General features: G+C 60.4%; 18 protein-coding genes. 12 read left to right on the plus strand and 6 right to left on the minus strand.

The genetic code is table 11. The annotated features are described in order from the left end of the window. From mdtC to ABLV30_RS14045, 3 genes are read right to left on the minus strand one after another with little or no spacing between them, the layout of a single operon-like run. A complete protein-coding gene (mdtC, locus tag ABLV30_RS14035) occupies positions 1 to 3,078 on the minus strand; it encodes a multidrug efflux RND transporter permease subunit MdtC (RefSeq protein ID WP_116280304.1) in 3,078 nt (1,025 codons plus the stop codon). Further along, positions 3,079 to 6,201 (minus strand): MdtB/MuxB family multidrug efflux RND transporter permease subunit, encoded by a 3,123-nt coding sequence (locus ABLV30_RS14040; protein WP_014838976.1) that lies wholly within the window; start codon positions 6,199 to 6,201, stop codon positions 3,079 to 3,081. Further along, positions 6,201 to 7,454 (minus strand): MdtA/MuxA family multidrug efflux RND transporter periplasmic adaptor subunit, encoded by a 1,254-nt coding sequence (locus ABLV30_RS14045; protein ID WP_064374833.1) that lies wholly within the window; start codon positions 7,452 to 7,454, stop codon positions 6,201 to 6,203. Before ABLV30_RS14045 ends, ABLV30_RS14040 begins: the two co-directional genes overlap by 1 nt. Before the next feature lie 383 nt (positions 7,455 to 7,837). Here ABLV30_RS14045 and ABLV30_RS14050 point away from each other — a divergent pair, with 383 nt between their 5' ends. The 4 genes from ABLV30_RS14050 to ABLV30_RS14065 all read left to right on the plus strand — a co-directional run bounded on the left by ABLV30_RS14050 (position 7,838) and on the right by ABLV30_RS14065 (position 10,880). Beyond that, entirely contained in the window at positions 7,838 to 8,599 is a 762-nt protein-coding gene (locus ABLV30_RS14050) for an arginine deiminase family protein (protein WP_046877531.1), read from the plus strand. 28 nt (positions 8,600 to 8,627) lie between these two features. Further along, complete coding sequence (locus ABLV30_RS14055) at positions 8,628 to 9,401, plus strand: ABC transporter substrate-binding protein (RefSeq protein ID WP_032719853.1); 774 nt, start codon at positions 8,628 to 8,630, stop codon at positions 9,399 to 9,401. 64 nt (positions 9,402 to 9,465) lie between these two features. Further along, positions 9,466 to 10,158, plus strand: a complete 693-nt coding sequence (locus ABLV30_RS14060; protein ID WP_014230093.1) for an ABC transporter permease subunit — start codon at positions 9,466 to 9,468, stop codon at positions 10,156 to 10,158. Beyond that, the gene (locus ABLV30_RS14065; RefSeq protein ID WP_014230092.1) at positions 10,155 to 10,880 is read left to right on the plus strand and encodes an ABC transporter permease subunit; all 726 of its coding nucleotides are present in this window, start codon (positions 10,155 to 10,157) and stop codon (positions 10,878 to 10,880) included. Before ABLV30_RS14060 ends, ABLV30_RS14065 begins: the two co-directional genes overlap by 4 nt. Here the strand turns inward: ABLV30_RS14065 and ABLV30_RS14070 are convergent, their stop codons facing one another. Then, complete coding sequence (locus ABLV30_RS14070; RefSeq protein ID WP_025107779.1) at positions 10,881 to 11,336, minus strand: Lrp/AsnC family transcriptional regulator; 456 nt, start codon at positions 11,334 to 11,336, stop codon at positions 10,881 to 10,883. Positions 11,337 to 11,350: 14 nt separating this feature from the next. Between ABLV30_RS14070 and ABLV30_RS14075 the strand changes: the two genes are divergently transcribed. Next, entirely contained in the window at positions 11,351 to 12,469 is a 1,119-nt protein-coding gene (locus ABLV30_RS14075; protein ID WP_104876710.1) for a succinylglutamate desuccinylase/aspartoacylase family protein, read from the plus strand. 7 nt (positions 12,470 to 12,476) lie between these two features. On the opposite strand, the gene ABLV30_RS14080 is transcribed toward ABLV30_RS14075, so the two are convergent. Continuing rightward, the gene (locus ABLV30_RS14080; protein WP_048260795.1) at positions 12,477 to 13,373 is read right to left on the minus strand and encodes a proline iminopeptidase-family hydrolase; all 897 of its coding nucleotides are present in this window, start codon (positions 13,371 to 13,373) and stop codon (positions 12,477 to 12,479) included. An 84-nt stretch (positions 13,374 to 13,457) separates the two neighbouring features. Then, entirely contained in the window at positions 13,458 to 14,210 is a 753-nt protein-coding gene (locus tag ABLV30_RS14085; protein ID WP_032719850.1) for a LuxR family transcriptional regulator, read from the minus strand. 202 nt (positions 14,211 to 14,412) lie between these two features. Here ABLV30_RS14085 and ABLV30_RS14090 point away from each other — a divergent pair, with 202 nt between their 5' ends. The 7 genes from ABLV30_RS14090 (at position 14,413) to ABLV30_RS14120 (ending at position 22,101) form a co-directional block, all read left to right on the plus strand. Beyond that, on the plus strand, positions 14,413 to 15,312 hold the full coding sequence (locus ABLV30_RS14090) for a proline iminopeptidase-family hydrolase (RefSeq protein ID WP_014838968.1): 900 nt from the start codon (positions 14,413 to 14,415) through the stop codon (positions 15,310 to 15,312). After that, positions 15,312 to 16,250 (plus strand): ABC transporter permease, encoded by a 939-nt coding sequence (locus ABLV30_RS14095; RefSeq protein WP_004852520.1) that lies wholly within the window; start codon positions 15,312 to 15,314, stop codon positions 16,248 to 16,250. Before ABLV30_RS14090 ends, ABLV30_RS14095 begins: the two co-directional genes overlap by 1 nt. Next, complete coding sequence (locus ABLV30_RS14100) at positions 16,247 to 17,092, plus strand: ABC transporter permease (protein WP_047723290.1); 846 nt, start codon at positions 16,247 to 16,249, stop codon at positions 17,090 to 17,092. The genes ABLV30_RS14095 and ABLV30_RS14100 overlap by 4 nt, the downstream gene beginning before the upstream one ends. Continuing rightward, entirely contained in the window at positions 17,089 to 18,063 is a 975-nt protein-coding gene (locus ABLV30_RS14105) for an ABC transporter ATP-binding protein (protein ID WP_014230085.1), read from the plus strand. Before ABLV30_RS14100 ends, ABLV30_RS14105 begins: the two co-directional genes overlap by 4 nt. After that, positions 18,063 to 19,097: an ABC transporter ATP-binding protein gene (locus ABLV30_RS14110; RefSeq protein WP_049082627.1), complete on the plus strand. Its 1,035-nt coding sequence runs from the start codon at positions 18,063 to 18,065 to the stop codon at positions 19,095 to 19,097. The genes ABLV30_RS14105 and ABLV30_RS14110 overlap by 1 nt, the downstream gene beginning before the upstream one ends. Continuing rightward, positions 19,078 to 20,592 carry an ABC transporter substrate-binding protein gene (locus ABLV30_RS14115; RefSeq protein ID WP_025107772.1) on the plus strand — a complete coding sequence of 505 codons (1,515 nt, stop codon included), beginning with the start codon at positions 19,078 to 19,080 and terminating at the stop codon, positions 20,590 to 20,592. The genes ABLV30_RS14110 and ABLV30_RS14115 overlap by 20 nt, the downstream gene beginning before the upstream one ends. Before the next feature lie 234 nt (positions 20,593 to 20,826). Continuing rightward, positions 20,827 to 22,101, plus strand: a complete 1,275-nt coding sequence (locus ABLV30_RS14120) for a dicarboxylate/amino acid:cation symporter (RefSeq protein WP_080528246.1) — start codon at positions 20,827 to 20,829, stop codon at positions 22,099 to 22,101. Positions 22,102 to 22,357: the final 256 nt, after the last annotated feature.

The raw sequence follows: 22,357 nt of genomic DNA on the forward strand, positions 1-22,357 counted from the left end.
TTATTCGCTTACCGGTTGAGGGACTTTTCGCGAAAAACGCAGCCGCAGACGGTCGAAGAACAGATAGACCACCGGCGTGGTGTACAGGGTCAACAGCTGACTCATCACCAGGCCGCCGACAATGGTAATCCCCAGCGGCTGGCGCAGCTCGGAGCCATCGCCGCCGGAGATAACCAGCGGCAGCGCGCCGAACAGCGCCGCCAGGGTGGTCATCATTATCGGCCGGAAGCGCAGCAGACAGGCCTGGAAGATCGCCTCTTCCGGCGGCAGGTTGCCGTTGCGCTGCGCCTCAAGGGCGAAATCGACCATCATGATAGCGTTTTTCTTCACGATGCCAATTAATAGCATAATCCCGATAAGCGCGATTAGGCTGAACGGGGCATCGAAAAGCTCCAGCGCCAGCAGCGCGCCGACGCCCGCGGACGGAATGGTCGACAGAATGGTCAGCGGATGAACGTAGCTCTCATAGAGGATCCCCAGCACGATATAGACCGTGGCAATGGCTGCCAGAATCAGGATCACCTGCGAGTTCATGGTCTCCTGGAACACCTGCGCGGTCCCGGCGAACGACCCGCGGACGCTGGACGGTACGCCAATCTGGGTCATCGCCCGGTTGATGGCGTCGCTGGCTTCCGACAGAGACTTGCCGGTAGGCAGGTTAAAGGAGATGGTCGACGCCGCCGACAGCCCCTGGTGGTTCACCGACAGCGGCGCGTTAGCCGGCTGCCATTTGGCGAAATAGGAGAGCGGAATCGGCTTGTCTTCGCTGTTGATCACAAACATCTTATCGAGGGCGCTGACGTCCTGGGTGTAGACCGGGTCGACCTGCATCACCACTTTATACTGGTTCAGCGGCTGGTAGATGGTTGAGATCTGCCGCTGACCGAAGGCGTTGTTCAGCAGATTGTTGGCGTCCTGCACGCTGATGCCGAGCCGCGACATGGTATCGCGATCGTAGATCAGATCCATCTCCGCGCCGTTATTCTGGCTGTCGGAGTTGACGTCCGCCAGCTCCGGCAGCGCCGCCAGCGTTTTGCGGATTTTCGGCTCCCATTCCCGCAGCGCCGCAAGGTCGTCCGACAGCAGCGTATACTGGTAGCTGGCGTTGGCCTGACGGCCGCCGACGCGGATATCCTGTACCGCCATCAGGAACAGGTTGGCCCCCGGCTCTTTGGCCAGCTTCTTCCGCAGCCGATCGATAATCTGCTGCGCCGTTTCATGGCGCTCATCGCGCGACTTGAGGGTGATAAACATCATTCCGCTGTTGACCCGCGAGCCGCCGGTAAAACCGGTGACGTTGTCCACCGCCGGATCTTCACGAATGATCTTCATAAAGTCCTCCAGCTTGCCGCGCATCGCCTGGAACGAGATGCTCTGGTCCGCCTGGATACCGCCCATCAGCACCCCGGTGTCCTGCTCCGGGAAGAAGGTTTTGGGAATTGAGATATAGAGCCAGACGCTCAGCGCGATGGTGCCAAGCAGCATCAGTCCGGTTAAGCGGCTGTGCTTCAGCACCCACTTCAGCGATTTGCCGTATCCGCCCTGAATCGCCACCAGCAGGCGGCCAACCCCGCGCTTGCGCGTCGGCTCGTGGGGCTTGCCGCTTTTCAGCAGCCAGCCGCACATCATCGGCGTCAGGGTCAGAGAGACCGCCAGCGAAATGCCAATCGCCACCGACAGGGTAACGGCGAATTCGCGCAGCAGCCTTCCCGGCAGGCCGCCCATCAGCAGCAGCGGCAGGAACACTGCCACCAGCGACAGGCTCATCGACAGGACGGTAAAACCGACTTCCCGGCTCCCCTGCAGCGCCGCCTGCAGCGGCTTCATGCCGGCTTCCAGATGGCGGGAAATATTTTCCAGCACCACGATGGCGTCATCGACCACGAAACCGGTAGCGATGGTCAGCGCCATCAGCGACAGGTTGTTAAGGCTAAAGCCGCACAGGTACATGGCGGCAAAGGTGCCGATCAGCGAAACCGGAACCGCCACCGCCGGGATCAGCGTCGCGCGCCCCGAGCGGAGGAAGAGGAAGACCACGAGGATCACCAGCGCCACCGAGATGACCAGCGTTTGCTCCACTTCCTCCAGCGAGGCGCGGATGGTCGGCGAGCGGTCCTGGGCGATTTGCAGATCGACAGAGGCCGGGATGGTGCGCTGCAGCTCCGGCAGGCGGGCGCGAATGCTGTCCACCGTCTCGATGATATTGGCTTCCGGCAGCTTGCGGATCATCAGCAAAATCGCCGGTTTGGCGTTAGTCATCCCGGCGTTGCGCACGTCCTGCACCGAATCGGTGACGTTGGCGACGTCGCCGAGGCGCACCGCCGCGCCGTTGTTATAGTGCACGATCAGCGGCTGGTATTCGGCGGCGGTCTTCAGCTCGTCGTTGGTCGCCACCTGCCAGCGGTGGGTGGCATCTTCCAGCGCCCCCTGCGGTTTACGTACGTTGGCGTTGCTGATGGCGGTGCGCACCGCGTCCAGCGATACGCCCTGGTTAAACAGCGCCTGCGGGTTGAGGTCGACGCGCACCGCGGGCAGCGAACTGCCGCCGACGTCCACGTCGCCGACGCCGTCAATCTGGGCAATGGTCTGCGCCAGCTGGGTAGAGGCGAAGTCGTACAGTTCACCCTGGGACCAGGTATCCGAGGTGAGGGTGAGGATCATGATCGGCGCGTCTGACGGGTTGGCTTTGCGGTAGGTCGGACGGCTCGGCATGCCGCTCGGCAGCAGACTTTGCGCGGCGTTAATCGCCGCCTGCACGTCGCGGGCCGCGCCGTTGATATCGCGGTCAAAGTTGAACTCAAGAATGATGCGCGTACTGCCGAGCGAGCTGGAGGAGGTCATCTCATTGACCCCGGCAATCCGCCCCAAAGAGCGCTCCAGCGGCGTCGCCACCGAAGAGGCCATGGTCTCCGGCGACGCGCCGGGCAGCGAGGCGCTGATCATGATGACCGGGAAATCCACCTGCGGCAGCGGCGCCACCGGCAGCAGGCGGAAACCGAGGATGCCGCACAGGGTAATGGCGAGCGAAATCAGAATCGTCGCCACCGGACGGTAAATGAAGAGGGCGAAAAACTTCACCTACGCCTCCTCCTCACGCCGCGGGAATCGGCTCTTCATATACAGCGACAGCCGGTCGAACAGCAGGTAGATAACCGGAGTCGTGAACAGCGTCAGCACCTGGCTGAGCATCAGACCGCCGACCATGCCAATCCCCAGCGGACGCCGCAGCTCCGCGCCGACGCCGGTACTGAGCATCAGCGGCAGTGCGCCCAGCAGGGCGGCGAGGGTGGTCATCAGGATCGGGCGGAAGCGCAGCAGGCAGGCCTGGTAGATCGCCTCGCGCGGCGGCATGCCCTGCTCGCGTTCGGCGGCCAGCGCGAAGTCGATCATCATGATGGCGTTTTTCTTGACGATGCCGATCAGCAGAATGATGCCGATAATCGCGATAACGTCCAGTTCGCTCCCCGCCAGCCATAGCGCCAGCAGCGCACCGACGCCCGCCGTCGGCAGGGTGGAGAGAATCGTTATCGGATGAATAAAGCTTTCATACAGCACCCCGAGGACGATATACATCGCCACCACCGCGGCAACCACCAGCCAAACGGTGCTGCCGAGCGCCGACTGGAAGGCCAGAGAGCTGCCCTGGAACTGGGTACGGATATCGCTCGGGAACGCCAGCGCCTGTTCGGCGCCAAGAATCGCTTCGACCGCATCGCCCAGCGAATAGTTGTCCGGCACGTTAAACGAGATGGTGGTAACCGGGAACTGATCGAGATGGTTTATGGATAGCGGGGCAAAGCGCTCCTCGACGCTGGCGATGGATTTCAGCGGCACAATCCCGCCGTCGCTGCTGGTCAGGCGAATATTATCCAGCGCCGCCAGCCCCGGCGTGGCCTGGGTATCATGCTCCAGCACCACGCGGTACTGATTCGCCTGGGTATAAATGGTGGAGATTAAGCGCTGACCGAAGGCGTTATACAGCGCGTTATCGACGTCCGCCATGCTGATGCCGAGACGGCTGGCGCTATCGCGATCAACGTTGATATACGCCGCCAGGCCCTTATCCTGCCAGTCGCTGCTGACGTCGGAGAGCTGCGGCAGCGCCTGCAGCCGGGCCAGCAGCTGCGGGACCCAGTTGCTGAGCGCGTCCAGCGAGTTGGCCTGCAGGGTGAACTGGTACTGGGTGCGGCTGACGGTGGTGTCAATGGTCAGATCCTGCGTCGGCTGGAGGTAAAGCTCAATGCCGGGAATGCCGCTCACCGCGTTCTGCAGGCGGCCGATCACCGTCTGCACGCGATCGTCGCGCTCGTCCAGCGGCTTAAGGTTGATTTGCAGGCGGGCGCTGTTGAGCGCCGGGTTGGTACCGTCGACGCCGACGTAGGAGGTAAGGCTTTCCACCGCCGGATCGTTAAGTATCGCCGCCGACACCTGCTGCTGGCGCTCGGCCATATTGGCGAACGACGCCGACTGCGGCGCCTGCAGCGTCCCCTGGATAATGCCGTTGTCCTGAATCGGGAAGAAGCCCTTCGGAATAAACACCCACAGCATAATCGACAGCACCAGCGTACCGAGGGCCACGCTCAGGGTCAGCCACGGATGATTCAGCACCCGGCTCAGCCAGCGGCCATAGACGGCGATCACCCGCTCAAAGAAACGCTCGCTGGCGCGCGAGAAGCGGTTCTGCTTGCGCAGCGACTCGTGGCTCAGCATGCGGGCGCACATCATCGGCGTCAGGGTCAGCGACACCACCGCGGAAATCAGGATCGCCACCGCCAGGGTAATGGCGAACTCGCGGAACAGACGGCCCACGATATCGCCCATAAACAGCAGCGGGATCAGCACCGCAATCAGCGAGAAGGTCAGCGAGATAATGGTAAAGCCAATCTCTCCGGCCCCTTTCAGGGCGGCGGCCAGCGGCTTTTCGCCTTTCTCGATATAGCGCGAGATGTTTTCAATCACCACGATGGCGTCATCGACCACAAAGCCGGTGGCGATGGTCAGGGCCATCAGCGTCAGGTTGTTAATTGAAAAATCGAGAAATACCATCACCGCAAAGGTGCCGACCAGCGATAGCGGTACGGCGATGCCGGGAATAATCGTCGCCGGGACGTTGCGCAGAAAGACGTAGATAATCATCACCACCAGGGCGATGGCCAGCATCAGCTCGAACTGGGTGTCGCTAACCGAGGCGCGGATATTGGTGGTGCGGTCGGAAAGCACCTGAACTTTAACCGATTTCGGCAGGCTTTCGGTGAGCTGCGGCAGCATCTGGCGGATGCTGTCGGCGGTCGAGATAATGTTGGCCCCCGGCTGGCGCTGGACGTTCATGACGATCGCCCGCTGATTGTTCGCCCATGCCCCAAGCCAGCTGTTTTCCGCGCCCTGTTCCACGGTGGCGACGTCGCCGAGGCGAATCGGCGCGCCGTTCTGATAAGCGATAATCAGCCGGCGGTAATCTTCCGCCGACTGCATCTGATCGTTGGCGGAGAGGGTCACCGCCCGCGACGGGCCGTCAAGGCTCCCCTTCGCCGAGTTGACGTTGGCGCTGGTTATCGCGGTGCGCACCGTTTCGCTGGTCAGCCCGAGGGCGGCGATGGCCTGGGCGTTGAGCTTGACGCGTACCGCCGGGCGCTGGCCGCCCGCGAGGGTGACCAGCCCGACGCCGGAAACCTGGGAGATTTTCTGCGCCACGCGGGTCTCCACCATATCCTCGACCTGGGTCATCGGCACGGCGGAAGAGGTGACCGCAAGGGTCATAATCGGCGGATCGGCGGGGTTAACTTTGCTGTAGACCGGAGGGTTAGGCAGGTCAGAAGGCAGCAGGTTGGTGGCGGCGTTGATGGCTGCCTGTACTTCCTGTTCCGCGACGTCCAGCGGCAGCGTGAGCTGGAACTGGAGCGTGACCACCGACGCGCCGCCGGAGCTCTGGGAAGACATCTGCTTGAGGCCGGACATCTGGCCAAACTGGCGCTCCAGCGGGGCGGTCACCGACGAGGTCATCACGTCCGGGCTGGCGCCGGGATAGAGGGTTACCACCTGAATCGTCGGGTAGTCCACTTCCGGCAGCGCCGAAACCGGCAGGAAACGATAGCCGATAATCCCGGCCAGCATAATGGCCACCATTAACAGCGTCGTGGCGACCGGGCGCATGATAAACAGACGGGAAGGGCCACCCGTGCTGCTCGGCGGTAACACTTGCATCAGGAGCGCGCTCCTTTTTTACCGTACTCGCGGCTGGTGGCTTTTTCCGGCTCGGCGGCGGTTGCCGCATCGTGGGCTTCGACGACCTCAACTTTTGCGCCTTCGGTCAGACGGTCGATACCGTCGGTTACGACGCGATCGCCGGCGGAAAGCCCGGCGTTGATCACCACTTTCAGGCTGTCCTGAATACCCGGCGTGACGGTGTGCTTGCTGACCTTGTTCTCATCGTTCAGTACCCAGACGAAATGGCCTTCGTTACCCATTTGCAGCGCGGCGGTTGGGATCACCACCGCGTTCTGCTCGGTATCGACCAGCATACGGGCGTTGACGAACTGATTCGGGAACAGGGCATCGTCCAGGTTAGTAAAGCGCGCTTTCAGCTTGATGGTGCCGGTGGTGGCGTCAATCTGGTTATCGAGGCTCAGCAGTGAGCCTTCGCTGATTTTCTGTTTATTGGTGCGGTCCCAGGCTTCGACAGCCAGCTTTTTCCCCGCCTTTTGCGCCTGTACCACCGTGGCGATTTGGTTTTCCGGCAGCGTAAAGACCACGTCGATCGGGTGGGTTTGCGTCAGCACCACAATCCCGGTGGTGTCGCCGCTGGCGATCTGGTTGCCGATATCCACCTGTTTTAAGCCGACCCGGCCGTCGATTGGCGCGGTGATGCGGCTCCAGTCCAGCTGCAGCTGGGCGCTGGCGACTGCGGCTTCGTCCGCTTTGATCGTACCCTGGGTTTCGCTGACCAGCGACTGCTGGGTGTCCAGCTCCTGCCGGGAAACCAGATTGGTTTTGACCAGCTGCTGGTAGCGCGCCAGATCGCGACGGGCGTTGGCCAGGGTGGCCCGATCTTTCGCCAGCTGGCCTTCGGCCTGGGCGAGGGCGACTTTAAACTGGCTGGGGTCGATTTCCGCGAGCAGATCGCCCGCTTTGACCTGCTGGCCTTCGGTAAAGTGGATGGCCAGCAGCTGGCCGTCGACGCGGCTGCGGACGGTGACGGTATTCGCCGCCGTCACGGTGCCGAGGCCGGAAAGGTAGCGGGGTACCGCTTCGCTGGTGGCGGTGGCCGCCTGTACCGGCGCGAGGGCGGCGCCAAAACGACCGGGGCGTCCGCCTCCGGGCTCCTGCTGACGCGCGCCTGATGCCGTCGGCGCGCCGCTGTTTGCCGCTTCGCGACCCTGCCAGAACCAGTACGCGGTGCCCGCGACGATCGCGACCACCAGCACCGCAGCCCAACGGCTTTTATTGCTACCTTTCATTAATTTGCTATCTCATCCTGAAACGTTTCACGGAATGATACTAGTTTAGCCAGCGAACGCTGCTTAAAAATGGAGGAATTATGAAAAGACTGTCCAGATATGTCTGTAAAAAACGCTTTTCGCAGAGCCGGTTACGGTGAATAGTTAGGCGTAAAATTCGCTTAATGATTTTGCTTAGCCGGGCGATGAATCCGGTTAGTTATTGCCCGTCATCCGCTGTTTCTTAAGGGTCACAGCGGAATACGTCGAATCTGAACTGATATACAGCGTGAATAAGCGGCCCCGGAAAGTGATTCAGCCTGATTGGCGGCGGCATCTGTTTGATAATCAAATTCACTCACGATTTTGCCTTAAGCAATGCGACCACTACCAGAGGGTTCTTTATGCATTTTACCCAAGCTATCGCCCGTCTTCCGGCCGCCACCTGCGGCGCAGGACAAACTACCGCCCGGCTGGGCGCGCCGGATATCGCCACCACCACCCGCCAGTTTCTCGCCTATGTAGAAACCCTGCTGCAGCTTGGCCTGAAGGTCACCGTACTGCCCGCGGCGGCGGATTATCCTGATGCGCACTTTGTTGAAGATACCGCGGTGGTGATGCCGGAACTGGCGGTGATCACCCATCCGGGCGCGCCGAGCCGTCAGGGCGAGGTCGATACCATTGCGCCGGTGCTGGCGGGGTTCCGTCCGCTGGCGCGGATGAGCGAGCGCGGGCATATGGACGGCGGCGACGTGCTGTTAGTGGATAAGCAGTTTTTTATCGGCCTGACGGCGCGCACCGATGAGCAGGGGATCCGCGAGTTTGCCGCCGCCGTTGAGCCGCACGGCTATCAGGTCGCGGCGATTGAAGTGAGCGCCGGTCTGCATCTGAAATCGATCGTCAACTATGTGGGCCGCAATACGCTGCTGCTGACGGAAGGCTACGTTAACCATCCGGCGTTTAGCGGCTTCAACAGCATCGTGATCCCGGAAGAGGAGGCCTACGCCGGAAATACGCTGTGGATCAACGATACCTTAATTACGCCGCAGGGCTACCCCTATACCCTGGGCGAAATCAGCAAGCTGGGAATGCCTATCGTGCAGCTCGACACCAGCGAATTTAAGAAAATGGATGGCGGCCTGACCTGCCTCTCACTGCGTTTTTAATCACCGCGCCAACACCGGGGAGATCGAAATGAAAATACGCCTTGCCGCACTACTGGCCTGCATGGCGCTCAGCGCGCCGCTGGCCGCCCAGCAGTTTGACACCATCAGCTTTGGCGTCGATGGCGGCTATCCGCCGTTTGACGTGCTGGCGCCCAGCGGTGAAATTACCGGCTTTGATATTGATATCGCCAATGCGCTGTGCACCCAGCTAAAAGCCAAATGCGTTTTCGTGAAGCAGCCGTTCGAAAGCATGATTGCCGCCCTCAACGCGCATAAGTTCGATGCCATTATCGCTTCGCTCAATATTACCGATGAGCGTAAAAAGGAAGTGGATTTCACCGACCGCTACTACCGCAGCGCGGCGCAGCTGGTGGCGCGCAAAGGCAGCCCGCTGCTGCCTGAAGTCGCCAGCCTGAAAGGCAAAACCGTCGGCGTCCAGACCGGCTCCACCCATGAAGCGTTTGCGAAGGCCAACTGGGCCAATCATGGCGTGAAAATTGTCGGTTACGCTAACCAGGATAACGTCTACCTCGACCTGCTCTCCGGGCGAATCGACGCCGCGTTGCAGGATAATATCCAGGCGGCGACCGGCTTTATTGATACCCCGCGCGGGCAGAAATTCGCCTTTGCCGGTCCGGTTATCCAGGACGGCGGCATCTCCTCCGACGTGGGGATTGCGGTGAATAAAGACAACCCGGCGCTGCGCGATGCGCTGAACGGCGCCATTAAGGCAATCCGCGCCGACGGCACCTACGACGCGATCCAGAAAAAATACTTTAGCTTTGATATTTATGGCAAATAAGTCGTGAAGATGCGGGCGCGGGCGATGGCCTGCGCCCCTTTACGACCTCCGCGGAAGGCTGAATATGGTCGCAGACTATTTACCCCTGTTGTTACGCGGCGCGGCGCTTTCGCTGTGCGTGATGCTCTCTTCATTACTGGTCGCTCTGCTGCTGGGGCTGATTAACTCGCTGGTTAAGCTCTTTGGCCCGCCGTGGCTGCGCCTGTTTTCCACCGCCTACACCACGCTGGTACGCGGTATCCCGGAGCTGGTGATTATGCTGCTGCTGTTTTTCGGCGGCGAGATGCTGGTGAACCTGCTGCTGGGTCTGGTGGGGCTCGGGCCGGTGCGCTTCAATACCTTTATCTCCGGCGTGCTGGCGATCGGCTTTGTTTTCGGCGCCTATTACACCGAGACCTTTCGCGGCGCCTTTCTGACCGTCGATCGCGGGCAAACCGAAGCCGCGCAGGCCTACGGGATGCGGCCGTGGACGGTGTTCCGCCGGGTGATGCTACCGCAGATGCTGAGCTTCGCGATCCCGGGCATCAACAACAACTGGCTGGGGCTGATGAAAGCATCGGCGCTGGTGTCGATCCTGGGCCTTGAGGATATGGTATGGCTGGCCGAACAGGCCGGGCGCGCCACGCAAAAGCCGTTCCTCTTCTATTTTCTGGTCTCGCTGATTTACATGGTGATTACCGCGCTCTCCAGCTGGCTTTTCAGCCGCCTGGCGAAGCGTTACGCGCTGCGCTCTTCCACGGCGGGGACGGCCTTATGAATCTGCAAACCTTTCTCGATGCGATCCCGAGCTTTTTGTGGAGCGACGGCAACGGCGCCGCCAGCGGGCTGGCGGTCACGGCGGAGCTGTTTTTGCTCTCCATCGTTCCCGGGATGGCGCTGGCGATAGCGATGGCGGTGGGGCAGGTGTATGGACCGCGCGCGCTGGCGCTGCCCATCCGTGGTTTTACGTATTTTTTCCGCAGCACGCCGCTCTATCTCCAGCTGATGCTGATTTACTACGGCCTGTCGCAGTTCGATATCGTGCAGACGGGCTGGATGAACGACCAGCCGTTCTGGCTGTTGTTCCGCGATGCGACCTTCTGCGCCACGCTGGCGCTGGTCCTCAACACTGCCGCGTACGTCGCGGAGCTGCTGGCGGGGATGATGGTGACCTTTCCGCGCCAGGAGTGGGTCGCCGGGGAGGCCTACGGGATGGGGAAATGGCAGATTATTCGTCGTCTGGTGCTGCCTGCGACGCTCAGACGCGGGATCCCGGCGCTGAATAATGAAATGGTCTTTTTACTGCACGCCACGTCGCTGGCCAGCACCGTCACCCTGCTGGATATTACCGGCGTGGCCCGCGCGTTCTACGCCATGACCTATTCGCCGTTTATTCCGTTTCTGATGGCCGCGGCGCTGTATCTGCTCTGCACCTTTATGCTGATTTTCGCCTTTTCCCGCGCCGAGCGGCGCTGGCTGGCGTTTATCCGGCGCGGCTAGTCAGGAGCGCTTAATGGCCTGCAGTTCGGTCAGGGTGACGATTTTATCGACGTGAAACTTTTTACTGGTCAGCCAGCTATCCGCCAGCTGGCAGTAGTGCGCCATGCTGCGGCAGCCGATGCGTACCAGAAAGTCGAAGCTGCCGCTGACCAGCCAGCAGTCCAGCACTTCGGGCGTCTGGCGCATCTCCTGTTCAAACACCGGCTGCGAGCGCCCGTGGTCGGCCAGCGCGATTTGCGCCTGTACCACAAACGCGTGCTCCGGCTCGGGCAGTTCTACAATGGCGCTGTAGCCGCGAATAATGCCGTCGCGCTCGAGGCCGCGCACCCGCTCCAGGCACGGACGGGCGGTGAGGTTTACCTGCTCCGAGAGCTTCTGATAAGAAATGCGGCCATCCCGGCGCAGAATTTCAAGGATCTTATGATCGATACGGTCAAGCCGGGCTTTCTTTTCCACAACCAGGACGTCCAATGAAAATTAAACACTATACATTACCTGAACATGCACTCGGTGGGCAGCGGCAATTAAGCCATTTTCATTTCGGCGCGCCCGGCACGGGAGAGAAGGTCTATCTGCAGGCGGGGCTGCACGCCGATGAAATTCCGGGCATGCTGGTTCTGCACTATCTTAAAAGATTACTTAGCCAGGCGGAACGGCGCGGCGAACTGCGCGGCGAAATCATTCTTGTGCCGGTAGCCAACCCGCCGGGGCTGGCCCAGGTGCTGCTCAGCGGCGGTATTGGCCGTTTCGATCTGGCGAGCGGGCGCAATTTTAACCGCGATTTTCCCGATCTGGCGGCGCTGGCGCAGGCCGGTTTACCGGCGGATTTGCCCGGTACGCGCCCCGAGTATCTGCAGCGGGTGCGCGCGGCGATGCGGGAGGCGCTGGCGGCGCTTCCCGCCGTGAGCGAGGCGCAGGCCCTGCGCCACCATCTGCTGAGCCTCGCCTGCGATGCCGATCTGGTGCTCGATCTGCACTGCGATGACCAGGCGATTTTGCACCTTTACGCCGACCCGGCCTGGCAACGCGAGGCGAAAGTTCTGGCGGCTTTCCTCGGTATTGGCGCCGTGCTGCTGTCGCAGGAGAGCGGGGGCAACTCGTTTGATGAAGCCTGCGGCCTGCCGTGGCAGCGTCTTTGCGCGAGGAATCCGTCGTGGCGCCAGCAGCAGCCCGGCTGCATGGCGGTGACCGTCGAGCTGCGCGGCCAGCAGGAGGTGAATCACGCCACCGCCTGCGACGACGCCGAACGTATTTACCGTTACCTGCAGTACCGCGGCGTGCTGGCGGGCGCCAGGCCCGAGGTTCCGCAGCAGGAAACGGTGATGCTGCCGTTTGCCGCCGGGGAGATTGTCACCGCGCCGGCGACCGGCATCCTGGTGCTGCTAAAACATCCCGGCGAGTGGGTCAGCGCCGACGATGTCGTCGCGGAAATCATCGATCCGCTGACCGATATGGTCAAAGCGGTGCGGCCGACATCGGGCGGCCTGATTTATGCCAGCCGTCGGGCGCCGTTTGTCACTTTAGGGGCTGAAGTGATGAAAATCGCCGGCGAGCGGCCCTTCAGCGGCGGAGGCGGCCTGGCGCTGTAAGCAGCTTTTATGGTATCGCTCGGCCTAAAAAGTCGTTCACCGTCTTCATGCACAGCTCGCGCTCTTCGACGTGCGGCATATGGCTCGAGGCTTCAAAAATGACCCACTCGGCGCCGGAGATATGGTCCATAAAGGGCTGTACCACTTCCGGCGTGGCTTCATCGTAGCGCCCGGAAAGCAGCAGAACCGGAACCGTAATGCGCGCGAGGCGGTCGATAATCGTCCACGCTTTCATGCTGCCGATAACGTGGAATTCGGTGGGGCCATTCATGGCGTGATAAACCGTCGGGTCGGCATCCATGGCGTCGAAGGTGCGCCGCACTTCCGCCGGCCAGGGATCGAGCCGACAGACGTGGCGTTGATAAAATACAGCGCTTGCCGCCTTATATTCCGCGCTGTCCAGCGTTCCTGCCGCCTCATGGGCCAGCAGCGTCTGCTGGACGTCGGCGGGCAGCTGCGCCCGCAGCTTTGCCGCCCCCTGCAGCCACAGCGCCATCGATGCCGGGGAGTTGGCGATAATCAGCGCCTTTAACCCCTTTGGCTGCGTCACGGCGTGCTCCGCGCCGAGCATACCTCCCCAAGATTGGCCGAGCAGGGCGTAATTATCGGCAATATTGAGATGCAGCAGCAGGTTAGCCAGTTCGTCAAGAAACAGCGCCGGTTGCCAGAAGTCGGCGGGCTGCTGCGGTAAATGGGTTGAACGCCCGTTGCCTAACTGATCGTAGTGGATCACCGCTCGCCCGCTGAGGGCGATATCGCGGAACGCATCGACGTAATCATGCGTGCACCCCGGCCCGCCGTGGGCGACGACCAGCGGCGTGAGTCCGCTATCGATATCGCCGCAAACGCGAAACCAGGTTTGATAGTGCCGAAACGGGGCGTAACCTTCGCGGATGGTATACATGAATCATCTTTACCCTGCTAAGTGGACCGGCTTTCAGGGTAAAGGCTGGCAACCGCGGCTGAACACTAGCAAAAATGCTAGTTCTTAGCTGTCGAGCAGACGGTAGTGCAGGGCGCGGACCACCGCCTGCACGCGGTTGCTGGCGCCCAGCTTTTTGGCCGCGGTATTGAGATGCAGCGTCACCGTCGCCACCGAGCGATGCAGCTTGCGGGCGATCTCTTTGGCGGTAAGCCCCTCGGCGGACCACGCCAGGCATTCGCGCTCGCGGTTGCTCAGCTTGACGTGACGGCAGGTGAGCATAGTGCTGTCGAACAGCGGGAAGGCGGACTCCTGAAACTGCCAGGCAAGCAGCATCAGCTGCGCCAGGGTGGCGCTGATTTCCCGCTCCTGACGCTGGCCGGTATGGATGCCGGTGAGGGTCACGAACCCTCCGTTGGGGAGATGCAGGGGAACCGTCGCGCCGCAGGGCATATTGTGTTCGCGCATATAGTCGGTGACCGCGGTGGGATGATTGTCCAGCCTCCCGCGCAGCATGCTGCTGTCCGGCCGTTGATAGGACCAGACAAAAGGCGCGCAGCTCTCGAGCGCGCAGTGCTGTACCGGATCCACCTGGTAATATCCGCGCTCGCACCATAGCTGGCGCATATCTTCCGGCACGTTGAACGTTTTCAGCAGCGAGGGCGTAATCAGTTCTCCTTCCAGAGAACGCGGAACCGGCGTGTAATCGTAAATCACCGCCTCAAATCCCAACCTCCGGGTGTGCTGAAAAAGCCCGCTGAATGCGTCATCCAGGCTGGCCGCCCGCGCGCTGCCGGGGTGGTCAAACTCCAGTCGCATATAACCCCCTTCACCTAAAACGAGACCTGCGACGGGCACGATTTGTGCAAATCCGTCAGTAGCTGGCCCAAAGATATGCAATTCCGGTGCCGTTCCGGCGCGGCGCAAAACTAGTATTTTTGCTAACTGTTCAGCGTCCGGGGTTGCCGTTAGCGTTAAGACAGACCCCAACCCTCTTACCATCGACGATGAGGAATAGACCATGTGGAGCGAAATAGCGCCCGACCGGTGCCATAACATTGCGGTGGAAGGCTATAACGTCGTGGCCTATCAGTTTGGCGACGGCGATGAAACCATTCTCTGCCTCAACGGCGGACCGGGGCTGCCCTGCGACTATCTGCGCGAAGCCCACGCCTGCCTGAAACAGCACGGCTATCGGGTGATCGCCTTTGACCAGTTGGGGACCGGAAAGTCCGACCGGCCGGATGACGCCAGCCTGTGGACGATGGCGCGCTATGTGCGTGAAGTGGAGACCGTCCGCCGGACTTTGGGCCTTGGTCAGGTGCATCTGCTTGGTCACTCGTGGGGCGGATGGCTGGCGATTGAAGTGGCATTGCACCATCCTGGCGCAATTCGCTCGCTGATTCTGGAAAACACCGTCGCCGATATGCCGCATCTGGTGCAGGAGCTGAACCGTCTGCGCGGGGCGCTGGGGCCAGAAACCGTCGCGATGATGCAGCGCTACGAAGCGCTCGGCTGGCTAGACCATCCGGCCTATCAGGCGGCGATTACGCTGCTGAATTACCGTCACGTGTGCCGCCTTGACGTCTGGCCAGAGCCGGTTATCCGCTCGCTTGGGGACTGGAATATGGGCCCGTATATCACCATGCAGGGGCCGAACGAATTCCTCTATACCGGTAATTTAAAAAACTGGAACCGCAGCGCTGAGCTGGCGTCAATCCGTGTGCCCTGTTTGATCACCAGCGGCCAGCACGATGAACTGACGCCCGCCTGCGCCCTGAAAATGAAGCAGGGGCTGGCGAACGCTGAAATAGCCATTTTTGCCAACAGCAGCCACATGCCGTTTTACGAAGAGCCGCAGGCTTACTACCCGGTGCTGCTCGATTTTCTGGCGCGCCAGCGCGACGCGGGAGGCTGTTAATGCATCGTTACCGCTTTCTGCTTTTTCGCCCGCTACAGCTGCTGCCGGTTCTGCTGGGTATCAGCTTGATCACCTTCATGATGGTGCGCGCGATCCCCGGCGATCCGGCGCGTATTCTGCTGGGGGTGCGCAGCACGCCGGCGGCGCTGGCCCGCATTCGCGCGCAGTTTGCCCTTGATGAACCGCTGTGGGTTCAGTACGGCTATTTTCTGCGCAACCTGCTGCAGGGCGAGCTGGGGAAGTCGATTGTATACCGGGTGGATACCCTGAAGCTGATTGCCTCGCGGCTGGAACCGACGCTGTGGCTGGTGCTCGGCAGCGTTCTGCTGGCGGTAGCGTTGACGGTGCCGCTGGCGGCGATAGCCGCACGCCAGCGCGGGCGTCTCGCCGATCGGTTGATTCGTCTGTTTACGACCGCCGGGCTCGGATTCCCGGCATTCTGGCTCGGCATCATGCTGATTCTGCTGTTCAGTATCGTGCTTGGCTGGTTTCCGGTCTCCGGCTACGGCAGCGATTTTTTAGACCAGCTGCACCATATGGTTCTGCCGTGCCTGACCGTGGCGCTGGCGCTGTCGGCGGTATTGATTCGCAACCTGCGCGCCAGCCTGCTGATGGAGATGAATAGCGACTATGTGGTGGCGGCCCGGGCGCGCGGGCAGCAGGAAAGACGTATCTTCTGGCGGCACGTGCTGCCGAACTCGCTGGTGCCGACCATCAATCTGCTGGCGGTGAATATTGGCTGGCTTATAGGCAGTACGGTGGTGATTGAAAGCGTGTTTGCTATCCCCGGCCTCGGACAGCTGCTGGTTAAGGCGATTTTTAGCCGCGACTATATGGTGGTGCAGGGCGTGGTAATGGTCTTTGCCCTTGCCACCGTGGCGGTCAGCCTGCTGGCGGATATTCTGACCGTGGCCCTCGACCCAAGGATAAAACTATGAAGGCGATAGCGACCTTTTCCCGCCTGCGTCAGCGGGCGATCCCGCGTCAGCAGGCGCTCTTCGCCGGGCTGGCGATAGTCGGACTATGGCTACTGGTCGCCTGTCTGGCGCCGTGGATAGCGCCGTTCGATCCGATTGCCCAGGACGCCTCTTCCAGTCTGCTGCCGCCGGGCGGCGCGCATCTCTTCGGTACCGACAACTTTGGCCGCGACGTTTTTTCCCGCGTGCTGTGGGGGGCGCGGGTCGATCTGCAAATCTGCCTGCTGGGGGTCCTGTTCCCCTTTATGCTCGGCACCACCCTGGGGGCGCTGGCGGGCTATATCGGCGGCGTGGCCGATGCGCTGGTGATGCGGGTTATTGATATCGTGCTGGCCTTTCCGTTTCTGGTGCTGATGCTGGCGATTATCGCCATCCTCGGGCCGGGGCTGAGCAGCTTTTATATGGCGATGGCGATGGTGGGCTGGGTCTCCTACGCCCGGCTGGTACGCGCTCAGGTACTGACGCTGAAACAGCGCGATTTTATTCTGGCGGCCCGCAGTCTGGGCTACGGCCATCTGCGGATTTTGTTCCGCCATCTGCTGCCCAATGCGCTAACCGGAGCCATCATTTTTTCGATGTCCGACTGCGTTCTGGTGCTGCTGAACGGGGCCTCGGTGAGCTATCTCGGGCTCGGCGTGCAGCCTCCTACCGCCGAATGGGGGATTATGGTGGCCGAAGGGCAGAGCTTTATCACTACCGCATGGTGGATAACCACCTTTCCGGGGCTTGCCATCGTGCTGCTGGCGATGGGCTTCAGCCTGCTGGCCGATGGGCTGGGCGATAAGCTAGGGGAACGCGTATGAGCTTGCTGAAGGTAAATCAGCTGACGGTCATGCGCGGCGAGGATGTCGCGCTGGTGGATAACGTCTCGTTAACGCTTGAAGCCGGGGAGATGCTTGGGCTGGTTGGCGAAAGCGGGTCGGGAAAAACCGTGACCTGCCGGGCGCTGATGCGCCTGCTGCCGGGGGCCGGACTGCGGATTACCGGCGGTGAGGTTCTGCTGGACGGCCGGGATATCTTGTCCCTCAGCGAAGGGCAAATGTCGGCGGTGCGCGGCCGGGAAATCGGTATGATTTTCCAGAACCCGACCAGCCATCTCAATCCGGTGATGACCATTGGAGAACAGATTGCAGAAAGTCGCCGCCTTCACTTTGCGGCAAACCGCCGTCAGGCGCGGGAGGATGCGCTGGCCTTGCTGCGCCAGGTCGGTATCCCGGACCCGCAGAATCGGCTCAATAGCTATCCGCACGAATTTTCCGGCGGCATGCGCCAGCGGGCGATGATCGCCGTTGCCCTCGCGCCGGAACCCCGGCTGCTGATTGCCGACGAACCGACCACCGCGCTGGATGTCACCGTGCAGATGCAGATTCTGCGCCTGCTCAGCGATCTGCGCGCCGAGCTGGGGCTGGCGGTCATTATGATCACCCACGATCTCGGGGTGGTGGCGCAAACCTGCGACCGGATTGCGGTGATGTACGGCGGCAGGCTGTGTGAAGTGGGCGGCAAACGCGAAGTGCTTGGCGGGCCCCTGCATCCCTATACCCGCGGGCTCATTGATTGTCAGCCGGCCAGCGAAGGCGGGCAGGGGAGGTTGACGATCATCGACGGCCAGCCGCCCAGCGCCGACCACTTCCCATCAGGGTGTCGCTTTCACCCGCGCTGCCGCCGCGCCGATGAGGCGTGTCAGAGCCAGCCATTGCTGCGTTACGGGCAGGATTGCCATAGCCACGCGGTGGCCTGCCATCACATTTTGCCAGCACGGCAGGAGGGATAATGGTTAACGCTCGCTGGCCGCTGCTTGAGGCCGATAATCTTTGCGTCACCTTCCCGGTTTCCGGCGGCCTTTGGCGGCCGAAGCGGGTCGTACACGCGGTAAACCGGGTCACGATGCAGATCTTTCCTGGCGAGACGCTGGGCCTTGTCGGCGAATCCGGCAGCGGTAAGAGCACGCTTGGCCGAGCGCTGTTACAGCTTGAACGGGTTGCCGATGGCGAGGTGCGGTTCGCCGGACAGCGCATTACCCATGGCTTAACCAGCGATATTGCCCGTCTGCGCCAGCAAAGCGCGATGATTTTCCAGGATCCCTATGCCTCGTTGAATCCCAGGCAGACCGTAGGAGAAAGCATCTCCGAGGTGCTGCGCGTGCATCAGAAAGTCCCGCGCGGGCAGGAAGCGCTGCGGGTTGCGGAACTGCTCACCCTGGTCGGCCTGCGTCCGCAGCAGGCCAGCGCGAAACCGTCTCAGCTAAGCGGCGGCCAGTGCCAGCGCGTCGGTATTGCCAGAGCGCTGGCCATGGAGCCGGGGCTGATCGTGGCCGATGAGTGCGTCGCGGCGCTGGACGTCTCTATTCAGGGACAGATCGTCAACCTGCTGATGGATCTGCGGGAAAAGATGGGGCTGGCGATTCTGTTTATCGCCCACGATCTGGCGATTGTGCGGCGACTCTGCGATCGCGTTGCGGTGATGTATCTCGGGAGAATTGTGGAAGAGGGGCCGGCAGAAGCGGTCTTCACTCGACCGCTGCATCCCTATACCGCCGCGCTGGTCTCGGCGATCCCGGAAATCGACCCGGATAAACCGCTGCCGAAAAATTTGCTGGGGGGCGAGCCGCCCAGTCCCGTAGCCGTTCCACAAGGCTGTGCATTTCATCCGCGCTGCCCTTATGCGCAGGTGCAGTGCCGCACCGGCGCACCACCACCAACCCGGCAGATTGCCGATCGCGCTTATGCCTGCGTGCTCAACCTCGCGGGCGATGAGACCGTTTTTCCTTTAACTGGGGGATCTTTTGATGAAGCACAGGCAGATTAAGTTACTGGCGGCGAGCGTTTTTCTGGCGCTCAGCGTGGTGAGTGAAATAGCTCAGGCGGCCGGCGTATTGACCATTGGCCGCCGGGAGGACAGTACCACGTTTGACCCGATAAAATCGGCGCAAAATGCGGATAACTGGGTCTTTTCCAACGTCTTTGACCCGCTGGTGCGGGTGGATAAAAGCGGGACGAAGCTGGAGCCGGGCGTGGCCGAGAGCTGGACGATTTCCCCGGATGGCAAAGTCTATACCTTCAAAATTCGCGAAACCCGGTTCTCGGACGGTACGCCGCTGACCGCCAGCGATGCGGCGTTTAGCCTGATCCGTATCCGCGATGATGAAGGCTCGCTGTGGCGGGATTCCTATAGCATTATTGCCAAAGCGGAAGCCACGGACCCGCGCACGCTGGTGGTGACGCTGAAATCGCCTTCAGCGCCGTTCTTATCGCAGCTGGCGCTGCCGAACGCTTCGGTGATTTCCCAGCAGGCGATGAAGGCGGAAGGCGAAGAGGCGTTTGCCGAAAAGCCCGTGGGCTCCGGCGCGTTTAGCGTGAAAGAGTGGCTGCGCGGAGAAAAGATCGTACTGGTGAAGAACCCGAACTTCTGGCAGGCGAAAAACGTCAGCCTGGATGGCGTGGAGTGGTTAACCATTCCGGACGACAATACCCGCATGCTGAAAGTGCAGGCCGGCGAACTTGACGCTGCGCTGACCGTGCCTTTCTCGCGCATTGCATCGTTACAAAAGGATGCCAATCTGAAGGTGGAGCTGGATCCTTCTACTCGCGAGGACCATCTGCTGATCAATCATTCTCACGGCGCGCTGGGCAAGGTGGAAGTCCGTCAGGCGCTGGACTTCGCGATTGATAAAGACGCGATTGTGAAAACCGTGACCTTTGGCTACGGTCAGGTGGCCAATTCCTATATTCCCGCCGGAGCGCTTTACCACTATCAGGATAATCTTCGCCGGCCATACGATCCGCAAAAGGCCAAAGCGATGCTGAAAGCGGCGGGCGCTGCCGACCTGAAGCTGAACTATGTGGTCAATGCCGGGGATGAAGTCGATGAGCAAATTGCCATTTTGCTACAACAGCAGCTGGCAAAAGCCGGGGTGACGGTGAATTTGCAAAAAGTCGACCCGAGCCAGAGCTGGGATATGCTGGTGGCCGGGGAGTACGATATATCGGTGATGTACTGGACCAACGATATTCTCGACCCCGATCAGAAAACCACCTTCGTGCTGGGTCACGATGCCAATATGAACTATATGACCCGCTATCATAACGACCAGGTTAAAGCGCTGGTGGCCGCAGCGCGCGTTGAAATGGACAGTAAAAAGCGCGAGCAGATGTATATCGACCTGCAAAAAATGGCTAAGGCCGACGTGAACTGGGTCGATCTGTATTACAGCCCGTACCGCAACGTCAGCCGCAAAAATATCGACGGTTTTTATCAGAATCCGCTGGGACGTTTCTTCCTGGAGGATACCGTAAAACACTAATGCCTCTTTGCGCCGGTTGTCCTCTGACGCCGGCGCCTTTTTCATCTTACCGGCGGCGCGACACGGTTTGATGCATATCAACGAGCACATTAACTTTTACTATAAAAACTAAAAAAGAGTTGTAACCCCGCCTGCTTTTATTCAATTTATGTGGTGAATGTTTAATGTATTCCAATAAATAAAGCATATATACATTAAAAAACAACACGTTAAATAAATCAGGGGTTAATTTTTGTGGCAAGTGCAAACAAACTCACGCTGTTCATCGTCATCTTCATGCTGTTGGGGATCCTCTCCGGCGCGGCCATCCACGCTTACGCCGGGCAAACGACCATTACCGCATGGTCGGAAAACATTACGCTGCTTACCGACGTGTTTCTGCGCCTGATTAAGATGGTCATTGCGCCGTTAGTGTTCAGTACCCTGACGGTGGGTATTATGCGGCTGGGCGAAACGGCGACCATTGGGCGGGTCGGCGGTAAAGCCATGGTGTGGTTTATTACCTCGTCCATTCTCTCCATTCTGGTCGGGCTGGTGATTGTTACCCTCGAGCATCCCGGCGCCGGTTTGAACCTGGCGATCCCGAAAGAGTCCGTGGATACCGGGCTGGCGGTGAGCGGGATGAGCCTGAAAGGCTTTCTGACCCATACCATCCCCACCAGCATTACCGAGGCGATGTCCAACAACGAGATTCTGCAAATCGTGGTGTTCTCGATGTTCTTCGGTATTGCCGGGGCATCGCTGGGGGAGAAATTCAACGCCCCGCTGGTGGCGGCGCTGAACGTGGTTTCCCATATTATGCTGAAGGTGACCGGGTACGTGATGTACGTCGCGCCGCTGGCGATTTTCGCCGCGATCTCTTCGGTTATCGCCTCGCAGGGGTTGGGGATCCTGCTTAATTACGCCTCGTTTATCGGCGGATACTATGTCGCGATTCTGCTGACCAGCGCGGTGCTGCTGGCGGTGGGGTATATGGTGCTCAAAAAAGAGGTTTTTCGCCTGCTGAACATGCTCAAAGATCCGGTGCTGGTGGCGTTCACGACCAGCAGCTCCGAGGCGGCCTATCCGAAGACCCTGGAGCGTCTGGTGGAATTTGGCTGCTCGCGTAATATCGCGTCGTTTGTGCTGCCAATTGGCTACTCCTTTAATCTGGTCGGTTCAATGGTGTACTGCTCTTTTGCCGCCATGTTTATCGCCCAGGCTTACAATATTCAGCTGAGCTTTAGCGAGATTACCGTGATGATGCTGACGCTGATGCTGGCTTCGAAAGGGATTGCCGGGGTGCCGCGTTCGGCGCTGGTGGTGCTGGCGGCGACCATCCCGAGCTTCAATATTCCGGTGGCGGGTATTTTACTGCTGATGGGGATTGACCATTTCCTCGATATGGGGCGTTCAGCGATTAACGTGCTGGGTAACGGGATTGCGACGGCGATGCTGTCAAAAAATGAAGGTCTGTCGCAGAATGAGATACCCGAGGCTGAGGTCGCGCCTCAGCAGGCGCAAGCCTGATCGTCGGGCGGCCTCTCTGACGGGGTCGCTTTTTGCGCAGAAAAAGAGGCCCCTGACAGGCACGCCAGGGGCAATGTGACGAAGTAACAGATTCCCTGGTAGAGGCATTTTTTATTGTATAAAAATACGCTCCGGTATTTTCATACCAGGGAACCGGGTCATGTTACCCGCTGCCCGTAACGCCTGAGTAGATGTTTTTCATTTTACCGATCTTTTTCGGAATCCCGTTCCTCGCAAGCCAGCAAATTCTTAATTT

It is taken from the genome of Klebsiella sp. CN_Kp113, from assembly GCF_040064585.1.
In the GTDB taxonomy this organism is placed as follows: Bacteria; Pseudomonadota; Gammaproteobacteria; order Enterobacterales; family Enterobacteriaceae; genus Klebsiella; species Klebsiella michiganensis.

Coding starts and splice junctions, on each gene's coding strand:
- ABLV30_RS14040 (WP_014838976.1), bottom strand. CDS start 6,201: ATGCAAGTGTTACCGCCGAGCAGCACGGGTGGCCCTTCCCGTCTGTTT.
- ABLV30_RS14045 (WP_064374833.1), bottom strand. CDS start 7,454: ATGAAAGGTAGCAATAAAAGCCGTTGGGCTGCGGTGCTGGTGGTCGCG.
- ABLV30_RS14050 (WP_046877531.1), top strand. CDS start 7,838: ATGCATTTTACCCAAGCTATCGCCCGTCTTCCGGCCGCCACCTGCGGC.
- ABLV30_RS14055 (WP_032719853.1), top strand. CDS start 8,628: ATGAAAATACGCCTTGCCGCACTACTGGCCTGCATGGCGCTCAGCGCG.
- ABLV30_RS14060 (WP_014230093.1), top strand. CDS start 9,466: ATGGTCGCAGACTATTTACCCCTGTTGTTACGCGGCGCGGCGCTTTCG.
- ABLV30_RS14065 (WP_014230092.1), top strand. CDS start 10,155: ATGAATCTGCAAACCTTTCTCGATGCGATCCCGAGCTTTTTGTGGAGC.
- ABLV30_RS14075 (WP_104876710.1), top strand. CDS start 11,351: ATGAAAATTAAACACTATACATTACCTGAACATGCACTCGGTGGGCAG.
- ABLV30_RS14080 (WP_048260795.1), bottom strand. CDS start 13,373: ATGTATACCATCCGCGAAGGTTACGCCCCGTTTCGGCACTATCAAACC.
- ABLV30_RS14085 (WP_032719850.1), bottom strand. CDS start 14,210: ATGCGACTGGAGTTTGACCACCCCGGCAGCGCGCGGGCGGCCAGCCTG.
- ABLV30_RS14090 (WP_014838968.1), top strand. CDS start 14,413: ATGTGGAGCGAAATAGCGCCCGACCGGTGCCATAACATTGCGGTGGAA.
- ABLV30_RS14095 (WP_004852520.1), top strand. CDS start 15,312: ATGCATCGTTACCGCTTTCTGCTTTTTCGCCCGCTACAGCTGCTGCCG.
- ABLV30_RS14100 (WP_047723290.1), top strand. CDS start 16,247: ATGAAGGCGATAGCGACCTTTTCCCGCCTGCGTCAGCGGGCGATCCCG.
- ABLV30_RS14105 (WP_014230085.1), top strand. CDS start 17,089: ATGAGCTTGCTGAAGGTAAATCAGCTGACGGTCATGCGCGGCGAGGAT.
- ABLV30_RS14110 (WP_049082627.1), top strand. CDS start 18,063: ATGGTTAACGCTCGCTGGCCGCTGCTTGAGGCCGATAATCTTTGCGTC.
- ABLV30_RS14115 (WP_025107772.1), top strand. CDS start 19,078: ATGAAGCACAGGCAGATTAAGTTACTGGCGGCGAGCGTTTTTCTGGCG.